Source organism: Streptomyces sp. NBC_00019 (assembly GCF_045041015.1).
GTDB lineage: Bacteria > Actinomycetota > Actinomycetes > Streptomycetales > Streptomycetaceae > Streptomyces.
The window spans coordinates 2582536-2595953 of sequence record NZ_CP108302.1; the positions used below are offsets into that span (position 1 = coordinate 2582536).

Genomic DNA, 13418 nt, shown 5'->3' on the forward strand with positions numbered 1-13418 from the left:
GGGAAATCCTCGGAGTAGGGGGTGTCTTGAGTGGCCGGCGGGGGCTCAGGCGGCCGCGCGCCCGGCGAGGGCGGCGAGGGACTCCAGTGCCGCCCGGGCCGTCGCGTCGTTCTGCCGGAACGCCGGGCCGCCGGTGCGGGGCCGGGTGAAGGCGCCGGAGGTACGGCCGTCGGTGAAGGGGCCGAGCGCGAAGCGCCGGGGATGTGGTCGGCCGGTCCCGTCCAGGATCCGCCCGTCGCCGGGGTCCACCCGGAGCAGCCCCTCCGGGGTCTCGGCGGCCCCGTCCTCCTGGAGCTCGCGCAGCAGGGCGTCGCGGGTCCGCCCGACCGTGGGCTCGGGCAACCGCGCCTCGACCAGCGCGCGTGTCTCGACGGAGAACCCGGGCAGACCCGCGCTCGTGGCCCGGAAGACACCGTCCTCCGCCGCCACCGAGACGTCCGCGCCGAGAAACCTGACGACACCCGCCCGCGAGAGAGCCTGCAGCTGCCGCAGCCGGGGTCCGGGCGGCCCCGAGGCCAGATAGCTGAAGAAGCCGTGCCACCAGGGTCCGGTGCCCCCGAGCCGGACCAACTGGCCGTAGACGGACAGCAGTCCGAGGAAGACCGACAGGTCCTGGCTGTACGCAGGGTCATGCCGTCTGCTCAGATCCTGCTCGACATACCCCCGCAGCCCCTCCTGGAGCTCCTCGAACGACCCGCACCGCACCCCCGCCAGCGGTCGGTCCAGCGCGCCCAGGTCCAGCCGGTCGGCCGGGTCGGGCACGGCGGCCTCCACGAGGGCCTCGACATCCGTGCGGTCGCCGACCGCGTACTTCTCCTCGAAGTCGGCCCAGGACATCACGGTCCGCTCCCCGTGCACCGTGAACAACCGGTGGTAGTGCGCGAACCCCAACTCCTTCTCCACCAGCGGCCACACGTCCCGCCGGAAGTCGAACCCCGTCGGCCGGGCGAGCAGTTCGTCGACCTCGGCGGGCCCGAAGAACCAGGGCAGCGGCGGCCGTTCACCGGTCCAGTCGTAGCCGATCTTCGAGTGGTACGGCACTCCGCGCCGCGACCCGACGTACAGCACGGGCTCGCGTCCGGACGGTACATAGGTGTCGCCCTCGTACCGCCCGCCCCGCCCCTCGGTCAGGAGCACCATCAGATCGACGAAGGCGAGCCCGAAGCCGCGGACGAGGACGTGCGAGCCGGGCGTGAGCGCGGACAGGTCGCTGTCGGCGGTGAAGTCGGGCGGGAGGTGGACGAGGCCGTGCTCTGCCGCGTAGGCCGCCAACGACCTTTGTTCGTCGTCGAGTTCGGCGTCGAGGTGGCCGAGCGCGAGGACGACCAGGTCGGCGAGGAGCGGGCGCGGGCGGCCCTCCAGCCACACCTGCTGGCGCCCCTCGGGCGGCCCACTGACCCGCAGGGCGCGCCGCGGATGGTGGTGCACCCGCACCGACGGAGGCAGCGCGGCCACCGCCTGCTCGTGCACCCACCGCAGGTAGCCGCCCTGGAGCTGCCGGTCCGCGAAGGTGGTGCCGTCGATGCCGGCCCACTCGTGCAGCGTGGGTCCGGGACGCACCGGTCCGGCCATGTCCACCGTCTCGTCGGTGAACATCGTGACGTCCTCGGCGTGCGAGTTCATCCACAGCAGCGGCGACTGCGCCTCGCGCCAGATGCGCCCGGCACCCGGCACGTGCGGGTCGACGAGATGGATGTCGAGGCCCGAGCCGTCGTACAGCTCGGGCGCGTTGGCCGCGATCCGTTCGATCAGACCGGCCCCCCGCGGTCCGGCGCCGATGATCACCAGCGAGTGCCGGGTCATCGGAGGTGCCTTTGAGGGTGTCGATCAGCCGGGTCCCGGAGGGCGGCGGGTTCGGCGAGGGTGTCGGAGGACATGTGAAGGCTCCGTGGCAGCGAGTCGTTCGAACTCGGACGGGTGCCTTCACACAAGCGCGCCGCGCGGCGCGGATCGCGGCCGAGCCCCTCAGCAGGGCCGCTCCTCGAGACTACGGGGGCGTTTCCCCTCACTGTCAAGGCTGTCCATACTGTGAGCCGTACGTCTCAAGTCGGTTGACGCACAACCGGATGCCTGTTCCACTTACCCCATGCATCCACAGCAGTGGCTGGTCAAGCGCTCCCACATCGACTTCGGTCGCGTGTGGTCCTGTTCCTGTTGAGCTGACCCCCTGCGCGCCCTGATTCCCGGGCGCCCTCTCACATTCTCTCCCCCGCCTTCACACGCGCCTCCCCTCACCTCGCGCTTCCGTACAGCCCCCTGTGTCATCAATCACCGATGGCCCCGCACCCACCTGAAGGGGCGCGGGACTGTATCGATTTGCGGTTATCCCCCCGTGGGCGCGACCAGCCACACCGGACCCGCAGCCGCCGAACAACCCACGCCCCTACGACGAATCAGCAGCCGCAGTCACACCCGCAGTCGCACCCGTCGCAGCAGTTCCCGCAACAGTCACAGCAGCTGCAGCAGTCACTGCACCCGCTGCAGTCGCACTGGTTGCACAGACCTTCCCGACGCTGCCCGCTCCACGGGTCCTCGAACTCCCCGCAACACATCTGGCACGTACAGGCCAGCCCCATCCACACCGCACACCCCGCGAGCAGCCCACGCCGGTCCCGGCGAGGCGGCTCCGGGGGCGGCGGAACACCCGGACCACCCGGCCCGGGAGGCGCGTAAGGGTGCGACAACCCGGCCGACCCGGCCCCGTGCCCGCAGGACGACGCACCGAAGACCCGGTCCACGGACGTCCGCAGCTCATGCACGAGCAGCACATGCGCCAGCTTCTGGTCGCCGAACTCGGCTTCCCGCAGCGCGAGCCGTATCCCGTGCACCGCGTCATCCGCGAGCCGCCGCGCCTCCACCAGAGGCGTCCCGGTGGCCGTCAGCGGGTTCCACGCCCCCGACGCGGCGTCGGTCTCCCGGTCCTCCACGGCGTCCAGCAGATGCGCGAGCCGCCCGAAGAGCCGCCCCGCCTCGGCGAGCGGCTCGGCGTTGCCCGGCCGCCCGGCGAGGACCGCGGTGTGCGCGAAGGCCGCCGCGGTGGCCGTCTCGGTCGGCTCGGTGACCGTCAGGATCGGCGTCCCGGGCCCGGCCAGGGTCTCGATGCCGAGCTGCCGGTCCACCGCGTCGACGAGCACGGCGGTGTCGAAGCCGACCGCGGACCCGCTACGGGCCCCCGCCGCACCCCAGCTCGACGCGACCCGGCGGGCGGCGAGCGCCACCGGCTTGCGGGCCAGCAGTCCGTCCCCGTCGGCGACATGGTCACGGACCTTGGCGGAGGCGAGCACGAGCGAGACGGCGGCCGAGAGCCGCGCGCCCTCGCCGTCGGCGACGGAGGCGGTGCGCATTCCGCGCAACGGGCACGGGCCCGCCGTACGACGCCCTGAAACGCCCCGCTCGGCCTGAGCCTCCGTCAGAACCGATATGAGCAAGCCGTCGTAGTTGGTGACGATGCGCGCGAACTGCCCGTGGTCCTTGCGCAGCGCGAGACACAGCCCGCACAAATGCGCCATCCACTGGGTCTTGAGATTTTCACCGAGCCGATGGCGGCAGGGCCTGACGATTCCGAACACGACGATCCCCCGTGGTCAGTGCGACATTGAGCTGCGGCATCGTATCGACCCTGCCGTTCACCCGTACGCCCCGACCGTCACCCATACGCCGTGAAGAATCATATTTCACTCACAGTCAGCAGCCGTATGGGGAACGGCCCTTGTGAAACCCGGGCTCTCGACGAATGCGCTGTGCACCAGTACCGTCACAAACCCCCCGCGCGGCGTCTATCCACATGGCGCGTCATCCGCATCATGGATGACCATAGGGATACGTAAAGCGAGAAAGACCGCTGTGAGAGGAGGCGTCCATGGGATCGGTGCGCAAGGCGAGTGCCTGGCTGGGCCTCGTTGACGACAACGATGACGAGCGTTACTACGACGACGACGGCTACTCCGAAGGAACCGAGCCCGGGGATGCCTGGGTCACCGACCCGCGGGTCAAGGTGGCCTCGGACGTCGCCGAGGAGAAGGGCCGTCGCATCGGCACGGTCACTCCGGACAGCTTCCGGGACGCGCGCGCCATCGGCGAGCTCTTCCGGGACGGGGTGCCCGTCATCATGAACCTCACCGCGATGGAGGCCGGCGACGCCAAGCGGGTCGTCGACTTCGCGGCCGGCCTGATCTTCGGGCTGCGCGGTTCGATCGAGCGCGTGTCCACACGCGTGTTCCTGCTGACCCCCGCCAACACGGAGATCGTGAACGGCGACCCGGCCGCGCACCGCACGGACGGCTTCTTCAACCAGAGCTGAGGCAGGGCCGCTCACCGGCCCTGCCCCCGCGCAGGGTTTTCACCGGAAGGCGTCGAGCCCGGTGAGCGCCTTGCCCAGTACCAGCTGATGCATCTCGACGGTGCCCTCGTAGGTGAGCACCGACTCGAGGTTGGTCGCGTGCCGCATGACGGGGTATTCGAGGGAGATCCCGTTGGCCCCGAGGATGGTGCGCGACGTACGACAGATCTCGATCGCCTCCCGTACGTTGTTCAGCTTGCCGAAGCTGACCTGTTCGGGACGCAGACGCCCGGCGTCCATGCGCCGCCCCAGATGGTGGGCGAGCAGAATCCCCTTGTGCAGTTCGACCGCCATGTCGGCGAGTTTGGCCTGGGTGAGCTGGAAGCCACCGATGGGCCGCCCGAACTGCTCCCGGGACTTCGCGTAGTCGACGGCCGCCTCGAAGCAGGACCGCGCCGCCCCCATCGCACCCCAGACGATGCCGTAGCGGGCGTGCGACAGACAGCTGAGCGGGCCCTTGAGTCCGACGACCTCCGGCAGTACCGCGTCCGCGGGCAGCCGCACGTCGTCGAGGACGAGTTCACTGGTGACGGAGGCGCGCAGCGACCACTTGTGCTTGATCTCGGGTGCCGAGAAGCCGGCCACGTCGGTCGGTACGACGAACCCGCGGATCCCCTCGTCGGTCTGCGCCCACACGACGGCGACCCCGGCGACGGATCCGTTGGTGATCCACATCTTGCGCCCGTTGAGCACCCAGTCCGTGCCGTCCTTCTTGGCGTACGTCCGCATCGCCGCGGGGTCGGACCCGTGGTCGGGCTCGGTCAGCCCGAAGCACCCGATGACCTCGCCGGCGGCCATCCGCGGCAGCCAGGTCGTCTTCTGCTCCTCGGAGCCGAACCGGTGGATGGCGTACATGGCGAGAGAGCCCTGCACGGAGACGAGGGAGCGGATCCCGGAGTCGGCGGCCTCCAGCTCCAGACAGGCGAGCCCGTACTGCACGGCACTGGCCCCGGCGCACCCGTACCCGTCGAGCGACATCCCGAGCGCCCCGATCCCGCCGAGCTCACGGGCGAGTTCACGGATCCCGGGCAGCTCGCCGCTCTCGTACCACTCGGCGACGTACGGCAGCACCCGGTCCGCCGCCCACGACCGCACGGTGTCCCGGATGGCGAGGTCCTCCGGGTCCAGCAGGTCGTCGAGGCCGAGCGGGTCGGCCGGATCGAACGGGGGCAGCTTCGCGGACGCGGACATGGGGCACCCTCCGGCAACTGAAAACTAGCAGCGCTAGTTACGACTCTCCGGCCGACGTTACGGGTGCAGTGTCGCGCACGTCCAGTACCTCAGGCGGAGACGCGGGCCTCGGCGACTTCCCGGGGCGCGGGCACCTCGACCGCCATGGGCTCGCACTGCATGGTCCGCGGCAGCCGCAGCGCCATCGCCGCGCCGAGCAGCAGCAGACCCGCGCTGACCAGCAGCGTGACATGCAGCCCGTGCACGAAGCAGTCCCGCGCGGTGCGGCGCAGGGCCTCCCCGGCCGACCCACCGAGCCGCTCGGCGATCTCGTAGGCCTCGCCCAGCGAATGCCCCGCCGCGGCCGAGTCCGACGCCGGAACACCCTGCACCGACGAAAGGCCGGGCGCGTACGCCGCGTTCATCACGCTGCCGAGGAGAGCGATGCCGATGCCGGCGCCCAGCTGGTACGAGGTCTCGCCGATCGCCGCGGCCCCGCCCGCCTGCTCCGGCGGCGCCTCGCTCAGCATCGACTCGTACGCCCCGAAGAGCGTGGTCTCCAGGCCGAAGCCCAGCAGGAGGAAGCCGGAGAGCAGCAGCGGCGCGTTGTCCTCGCCGCCCATCGCCATGAGGGTCAGTACGGCGACCGCCGTCAGGACGAAGCCGAAGCAGACCATCCGACGCGGTCCGAAGCGCCGCAGCATCCGGGCGCCGGCGAGTCCGGAGGCCATCGCCGCGATGGTGAGCGGCAGCAGTCGCAGCCCGGTCTCCAGCGGGGAGAGCCCCAGCACCAGCTGCAGATACTGCGCCGCGATCAGCTCCAGGCCCACCAGCGCGAGCATGGCCAGCACGATGCAGCCGACGGACGTGCTGAAGGCAGGGCGCGAGAACATCCGCAGGTCGACGAGCGGATGGGTACGGCGCCTCTGCCGTCGTACGAAGAGAACCAGCAGTACGGCGCCCACGACCAGCGGCAGCACCGTGATCCCGTCGACTTCCCCGCCGCCGAGCCGCTTCACGCCGAGGACCAGGCCGAACAGTGCGACCGCGGCCATCAGCGCGCCGACCACGTCCCAGGGACCGTCGGCGGTGCCCTTCGACTCGGGCAGCAGGAGGCGGCCCACCGGCAGGCTGACCAGCATCAACGGGATGTTGACGAGGAAGACCGAACCCCACCAGAAGTGCTCGAGGAGGAAGCCGCCGAGCAGCGGCCCGACCGCAGCACCCACGGCGGCCACGGCGCTCCAGATGCCGATGGCGAGGGCGCGTTCACGCCGGTCGGGGAAGACCTGGCGGAGGATCGAGAGCGTGGCGGGCATGATCATCGCGCCGCCGACGCCGAGCAGGGCCCGCGCCACGATCAGCACCTGGGCGGTGTCCGCGAGGGCTGCCATGCCGGAGGCGACGCCGAACAGGGCGTAGCCGAGAAGAAGGACCCGTCTGCGGCCGACACGGTCGCCGAGCGTGCCGAACAGGATCAGCAGCGAGGCGCAGACGAGGGGGTAGACATCGACGATCCAGAGCAGTTCTATCGCGCCGGGCTTGAGGTCCTCGGTGACGGCGGGGACCGCCACGTGCAGCACGGTCGCGTCGACCGCGACCAGCAGCAGGCTCACACAGAGGACGACGAGGACGACCCAGCGGTTGGCACCGGCCCCGGCCGCCCGACGGCGCAGCGCAGCGGCGGCCGTGGTCGTCCCGGACATGCACGTACCTCCCAGATGTTCCCTCGCGGTCGGCGGGCACACGGGGTGGGGACTCCCCGTGATCTCGGCCGGAGAGGAGCGGTGATCTCCGGCCCGCGCAACGAAGGCGAGTGACACGTCAGCGTACGCGAGTTCACGCGTCGGCCAAGTGGTGGACCTCTCACACTCCGCGGAGAACACGTGTGGCGTACGCCACGCTCCCCTCTCCACCGTCCTCTCACCGACACGCCCCGGCGGCCCATCCGGTTCGCGGCGCAGTCGATAATCGGACCCGTGACCGATCTTGAGACGCGCCCGGCGCCCCCCGAAAGCGCGTTGCGCCGTGCGGCCCCGGCCCTCCTCGGGTACGCGGCCGTCCGTGCCCTGGGCCTGCTCGCCCTGGTCCTGTGGAGCGGCGCGCGCGACAAGAGCGCGTACACGCTGCTGACGGCCCGCTGGGACTCCCTCTGGTACACGAGGGTCGCCGAGCTGGGATACGGCTACGAGGTGCGGCTGCCCAACGGGGACGTCCACTCGAATCTGGCCTTCTTCCCGCTGCTGCCGTGGCTGGAGCGGGGCATCGCGGCGGTGACGCCCCTGTCCCACGCCGACGCGGGGTTCGTCGTCAGCCTGCTCGCCTCGCTCGCGGCGGCCTGGGGCGTCTTCGCGGTGGCGGACCATGTGTACGGCCGTAGGGCCGGGGTCTGCGCGGTGCTGGTCTGGGCGGTGCTGCCGGTCGGGATCGTGCAGTCGATGGCGTACAGCGAGTCGCTGTTCACGGCCCTCGCCGCGTGGTCGCTGTACGCGGTACTGACGGGCCGCTGGGTGACGGCGGGCGTTCTGGCGTCCCTCGCGGGTCTGACCCGGCCGGTGGGACTCGCGGTGGTCGCGGCGGTGTGGGTGGCGGGGATCGTCGCGTTCAGGCGGGACCGGGCAGGCGCGGGCGATCCCCCGTCCGAGCGGCAACGAAGCGCGGCGCGGACGGGCGGCGCGGACGCCGGGGAACGCGCCCCGGAACCGGCGGCCGAGGGCACGGACGGGCGCGACCCGGGAACGGGCGACACCCATCGCCCGCCGCGCGCCCCGGGCGCGCGGTCAGCGGCCGGCGCACACCCACTCCCCCGCGCCCTGGCCCTGCTCATCGCCCCCCTCGGCGCCGCCGCCTACGTCCTCTGGGTCGGCCATCGCACCGGCAAGGGCCCCCTCGGGTATCTCGACGTCCAGGCCGGCTGGCGCAACGGGTTCGACGGGGGCTACGCCTTCGCCCGGTTCATCGGTGAGAAGTTCACGTCGTTCCCGTCGGCGCTCGCCGGGGTGGGGCTGATCATCGGGGTCGGGCTCGTGGTGTGGCTGTACGTCGTCGGCGTACGGCAGCGTCAGCCGCTGCCGCTTCTGGTGTACACGGGTGTCGTCACCGCGCTCGCCCTGTGCGCGTCGAGCTACTTCGGCTCGAAACCGCGCCTGCTGCTGCCCGCCTTCCCCCTTCTGTTCCCCCTGGCCCTGGCCCTGGCCAGGCTGCGGACGTCGAGGTCCGTGCTGGTGGTGTGCGGTATCGCCCTCGCGTCGGCCGTGTACGGGGCGTTCTGGCTGAACGGCTCAGGACCGCCATGATCGACTCGCGGGTCCGATGAGCACCGGGAGAATTCCGCCCCATGATTCGGTGAACGAATTCATAAGCGGCCATAAACCGGAACCCGGAACGATCAAAGGAATTGAAGGGGACGACCGGGCCGGATAGTGGATTCCTCGGAAATAAACGCCTCCCTGAGAGGAATCCCACATCACATCGTCATCACAAAGCCGTGGATTCGACGGGCATCGGACCTCACTCGCTGTAACGTCGATTGAGTGCGTACCGAACGAAACCTCACCCGTCTGGACCGGGTGTTCGCGAGGCTGGACCGTGAGCCGGAACGACCGGCTCACATCGACGTGCCCAGGATGTCCCGGCACCGGGTCGCCCTGATCGCCGGAGGCCTCGCCTTCTACCTGGCGATCGTGTGGCTCGTGGTCGACACATCGTGGCTGGTCCGCCTGGACTGGCAGGTCATGTTCTTCCGGCCGTACCAGCAGTGGGCGGAGATCCACTGGTTCGTGGACTACTACGTGGTGCTCGGCCAGCGCGGCCCGACCGCGGTGATGGTCGCGGCCTGGCTGGGCTGGCGCTCCTGGCGGCAGCACACCCTGCGCCCGCTGCTCACCCTGGGCGCCGTGCTGCTCCTGCTGAACATCACCGTGGGCGCCGCCAAGCTCGGCATGGGCCGGCTCGGCCCGCACTACGCGACCACCATCGGCGCGAACGAGATGGGTCTGGGCGGCGATATATTTCCCAGCGGCCACACCGCGAACGCCGTGGTGACCTGGGGCATCCTGGCCTATCTGGCCTCCACCCCGAGAGCCCGCAGATGGCTGTCCGCCGTCTCCGCGGTGACCTCCCTCGGCGTCGGCCTCGCCACCGTCTACCTCGGTACGCACTGGCTGAGCGACGTCGTTCTCGGCTGGGTCGCGGGGCTGCTGGTCCTGCTGGCGCTGCCGTGGTGCGAGCCGCTGATCGCCCGTACCGAGACCGCCGTCTTCGACCTGCGCGACCGCTGGCGGACCCGCCGCAGCGCACCCGCGTCGGTCAAGCCCGTCGAGGTCCCGATGCCGCTCAAGCCGCGCACCCCCGCCACCCAGAGCGAGCCCGCGGCCCGCTCGGCCCGGGCGCCCGCCTATCTGGCACCGGGCCCGCACACGACCCGCTCGGAGCGCACCCCGGTCACCCCGGTCGGCCCTCGCCGGCCACCCCACCCGGACCGCGTCGCACGCGGCACGACCTCGGCGGCCCGCCCCCTGACAGGCGGCTAGCCGGCGGACAGCGGGGACGGTACGCACACACCCACCCCGCAACGACGGCCCCGGTTCCTTCGCAGGAGCCGGGGCCGTCGTCGTGTTCCAGGACAGATGTCAGCCCTTCCAGGCGCGGGCCACGCGGCCGTCCTTCACCTCGAAGTTCAGCCGCCCCGCGCGGTACTCCATCGTGATGATCGCCCCCGGTGGCAGCGAGCGCACGCTCGACCAGCCCTTCTCACGGGCGAGTCGCTCAGCCCTGGCGGACTCCAGACCGACGTACGCGTCGGGACTGTCGTGGGGTTCGGCGGGTGGTGTCGGTATCGGTGCCATACGGCCACGCTAGGCCCTGTCCGCGGGGTGGGGCCAGGAACCAGGACACTGTGGGTCACTGATCCCTCTCCGGTCACGCTTCTGTCACAGGATGCCGACAGCCGTTTCCGTCGAACTCCGTCACACGTACGGGCGGTTCCGTAGGCCTTCCGCGCGCAATCAAACGGAATTCCCGCGTGTCGGAGCCACTCTTCGAATAACCGGACGGAAAGTTCCGGAAGGCCTGCCGTCGGAGCCTTTGCATTCCGATTCGGGGTGGGGTCGCGGGAGCTGACACCGCGTAGGAGAAACACGGGTCCGACACAGAATCCCCGTACGCCCCCTGTCGCCGTACGAGACGACGCGAGCATCATGACGGCGGACCCGGGACGCGACGAGCGAAGGGGCGAGCGAGCGATGGGGACCGAGACCGTGCAGACGACGGTGCGACCCGTGCGGAGCAAGAGCCATGGCCGGGTGATCGTCGACTGGCTGACCACCACCGACCACAAGAAGATCGGCCATCTCTACCTGATCACGTCGTTCGTGTTCTTCCTGGCCGGTGGTCTCATGGCGCTGCTGATGCGCGCCGAGCTCGCCCGGCCCGGGCTGCAGATCATCGACAACCAGCAGTTCAACCAGATGTTCACGATGCACGGCACGATCATGCTGCTGCTCTTCGCGACCCCGAGCTTCGCGGGCTTCGCCAACGAGCTGATGCCGTTGCAGATCGGCGCTCCCGACGTGGCCTTCCCGCGGCTGAACATGCTGTCGTACTGGCTGTTCCTCTTCGGCGGTCTGATCGTGCTGGGCTCGCTGCTCGTGCCGTCCGGGCCCGCGGCCTTCGGCTGGTTCGCCTACGCGCCGCTCAACAGCATGGAGCGCTCGCCCGGCATCGGTGCGGATCTGTGGATCATGGGTCTCGCGCTGGCCGGCTTCGGCACGATCCTCGGTGCGGTCAACTTCATCACCACCATCATCGGGATGCGCGCGCCCGGCATGACGATGTTCCGGATGCCGATCTTCACCTGGAACACGCTGTTCACGTCGATCCTGATCCTGATGGCGTTCCCGGTGCTCGCGGCCGCCCTGCTCTGTCTGGAGGCGGATCGCCGGTTCGGCTCCCAGGTGTTCGCCTCGGCCAACGGCGGGGCGTTGCTGTGGCAGCACCTGTTCTGGTTCTTCGGCCATCCCGAGGTGTACATCATCGCGCTGCCGTTCTTCGGCATCATCACGGAGATCCTCCCGGTCTTCAGCCGCAAGCCGCTCTTCGGCTATCTGACGCTGGTCGGGGCGACGATGGCGATCACGGGGCTGTCCGTGGTCGTGTGGGCGCACCACATGTTCGTGACGGGGGCGGTGCTGCTCCCCTTCTTCTCGTTCATGAGCTTCCTGATCGCGGTGCCGACCGGCGTGAAGTTCTTCAACTGGACCGGGACCATGCTCAAGGGCTCGCTGTCCTTCGAGACCCCGATGCTGTGGGCCACCGGCTTCCTGGTGACGTTCCTGTTCGGCGGTCTGACCGGGGTGATCCTGGCCTCGCCGCCACTGGACTTCCATGTCTCCGACTCGTACTTCGTCGTCGCGCACTTCCACTACGTCGTCTTCGGCACCGTCGTGTTCGCGATCTTCGGCGGCTTCTACTTCTGGTGGCCCAAGTTCACCGGGAAGATGCTCGACGAGCGGCTCGGCAAGATCCAGTTCTGGACGCTCTTCATCGGCTTCCACACCACGTTCCTGGTGCAGCACTGGCTGGGCGCGGAGGGCATGCCGCGCCGGTACGCCGACTATCTGGCCGCCGACGGCTTCACCGCCCTCAACACGATCTCGACGATCGGCGCGTTCGTGCTGGGCAGCTCGACGCTGCCGTTCCTCTACAACGTCTGGAAGACCGCCAAGTACGGCGAGAAGGTCGAGGTCGACGACCCCTGGGGCTACGGCCGTTCCCTGGAGTGGGCGACCTCCTGCCCGCCCCCGCGGCACAACTTCACGACGCTGCCGCGGATCCGCTCCGAGTCCCCGGCGTTCGATCTGCACCATCCCGAGTACGCGGCGCTGACTTCTCAGCCCGAGCCACAGAGCGAGCAAGCCGGTCCCGAGCCGTCCTGATCGCCTCGGTCAGCTCGGCGGGCTCCAGCACCTCGAACTCGAAGCCCATCAGCATCACGTGAATCACCATCACATCGAGGCTCGCGGCCCCGGTGCGCAGGATGCAGGCGTCCGGCCCGTCGGCCTCCAGCTGCCCCGCGGAGGGCGAGACACGCTCCACGGCCTCCTCCAGGGGCACCAGGAGCCGTACGACGGCCTGCGCCGCGTACGCGCGCGTGGAGACGCCCCGGGAGACGAACGCGGCCAGGTCCTCCGCCGGGGGTGTGCGCGGGGTGAAGCGGGGGCCGTGCGGCGGCTTGGGGATGATGCGGTCGACGCGGAAGGTCCGCCAGTCGTCACGGTCGAGGTCCCAGGCGACCAGGTACCAGCGCCGCTCGGTGCACACCAGGCGGTGCGGCTCCACGGTACGGCGGGTGGAGTCGCCGTTGTGGCTGCGGTACGCGAAGCGCAGGCGCTCGGCGTCCCGGCAGAGGTTGGCGAGCTCGGTCAGCACGGCCGGGTCCACGGCGGAGGGCTGGGGGCCGCGCAGCATCGGCACGGTGAAGGCGTTCAGGGCACCCACGCGACGGCGCAGCCGGCTCGGCAGGACCTGCTCCAGCTTGGCGAGGGCGCGTACGGAGGTCTCGCCGATGCCCTCGATGCCCTGCCCGGCGGCCGTGCGCAGCCCTACGGCGACGGCGACCGCCTCGTCGTCGTCCAGGAGCAGTGGCGGCAGCTCGGCGCCCGCGCCCAGCTGGTAGCCGCCACCGGTGCCGGGGCTGGCGTTGACCGGATAGCCCAGCTCGCGCAGCCGGTCGACGTCCCGGCGCACGGTGCGCGGGGTGACGCCGAGGCGTTCGGCGAGGTCGGCGCCGGACCAGTCGCGGTGGGCCTGGAGCAGCGAGAGCAGGCGCAGGAGTCGTGCCGAGGTCTCCAACATGAATCCGAGTCTGGCAGGCATTGCGGACAGTCGCTGTCCGCAAGGGTTTCTACCT

Annotated in this window: 9 protein-coding genes and 1 pseudogene; 4 read left to right on the forward strand and 6 right to left on the reverse strand. The window is 70.4% G+C overall.

Annotated features, from left to right (window positions below; translation table 11 throughout):
- Positions 1 to 45 precede the first annotated feature (45 nt).
- The gene (locus tag OHU89_RS12385; protein WP_405642385.1) at positions 46 to 1803 is read right to left on the reverse strand and encodes an FAD/NAD(P)-binding protein; all 1758 of its coding nucleotides are present in this window, start codon (positions 1801 to 1803) and stop codon (positions 46 to 48) included.
- 590 nt (positions 1804 to 2393) lie between these two features.
- Positions 2394 to 3569: a DUF5685 family protein gene (locus OHU89_RS12390; protein WP_405642387.1), complete on the reverse strand. Its 1176-nt coding sequence runs from the start codon at positions 3567 to 3569 to the stop codon at positions 2394 to 2396.
- Positions 3570 to 3859: 290 nt separating this feature from the next.
- Between OHU89_RS12390 and OHU89_RS12395 the strand changes: the two genes are divergently transcribed.
- A complete protein-coding gene (locus OHU89_RS12395) occupies positions 3860 to 4300 on the forward strand; it encodes a cell division protein SepF (protein WP_037715589.1) in 441 nt (146 codons plus the stop codon).
- Positions 4301 to 4339: 39 nt separating this feature from the next.
- Here the strand turns inward: OHU89_RS12395 and OHU89_RS12400 are convergent, their stop codons facing one another.
- Together OHU89_RS12400 and OHU89_RS12405 are read right to left on the reverse strand one after the other, a co-directional pair.
- Positions 4340 to 5530: an acyl-CoA dehydrogenase family protein gene (locus OHU89_RS12400; protein ID WP_405642389.1), complete on the reverse strand. Its 1191-nt coding sequence runs from the start codon at positions 5528 to 5530 to the stop codon at positions 4340 to 4342.
- Between the two features lie 89 nt (positions 5531 to 5619).
- Positions 5620 to 7215: an MFS transporter gene (locus OHU89_RS12405; protein ID WP_405642391.1), complete on the reverse strand. Its 1596-nt coding sequence runs from the start codon at positions 7213 to 7215 to the stop codon at positions 5620 to 5622.
- A 273-nt stretch (positions 7216 to 7488) separates the two neighbouring features.
- Here OHU89_RS12405 and OHU89_RS12410 point away from each other — a divergent pair, with 273 nt between their 5' ends.
- The gene (locus OHU89_RS12410) at positions 7489 to 8805 is read left to right on the forward strand and encodes a mannosyltransferase family protein (protein WP_405642393.1); all 1317 of its coding nucleotides are present in this window, start codon (positions 7489 to 7491) and stop codon (positions 8803 to 8805) included.
- A gap of 237 nt (positions 8806 to 9042) precedes the next feature.
- Positions 9043 to 10041, forward strand: coding sequence for a phosphatase PAP2 family protein (locus OHU89_RS12415; protein WP_405642395.1), 999 nt, complete (start codon positions 9043 to 9045; stop codon positions 10039 to 10041).
- A 99-nt stretch (positions 10042 to 10140) separates the two neighbouring features.
- On the opposite strand, the gene OHU89_RS12420 is transcribed toward OHU89_RS12415, so the two are convergent.
- Complete coding sequence (locus OHU89_RS12420; protein WP_046256722.1) at positions 10141 to 10356, reverse strand: I78 family peptidase inhibitor; 216 nt, start codon at positions 10354 to 10356, stop codon at positions 10141 to 10143.
- A 396-nt stretch (positions 10357 to 10752) separates the two neighbouring features.
- On the opposite strand from OHU89_RS12420, the pseudogene ctaD reads away from it, so the two are divergent.
- Positions 10753 to 12279: pseudogene (gene ctaD, locus OHU89_RS12425) on the forward strand (cytochrome c oxidase subunit I); the annotation flags it as partial.
- A 43-nt stretch (positions 12280 to 12322) separates the two neighbouring features.
- Here the strand turns inward: ctaD and OHU89_RS12430 are convergent.
- Positions 12323 to 13363 carry a helix-turn-helix transcriptional regulator gene (locus OHU89_RS12430; RefSeq protein ID WP_405642397.1) on the reverse strand — a complete coding sequence of 347 codons (1041 nt, stop codon included), beginning with the start codon at positions 13361 to 13363 and terminating at the stop codon, positions 12323 to 12325.
- Between the last annotated feature and the right edge of the window lie 55 nt (positions 13364 to 13418).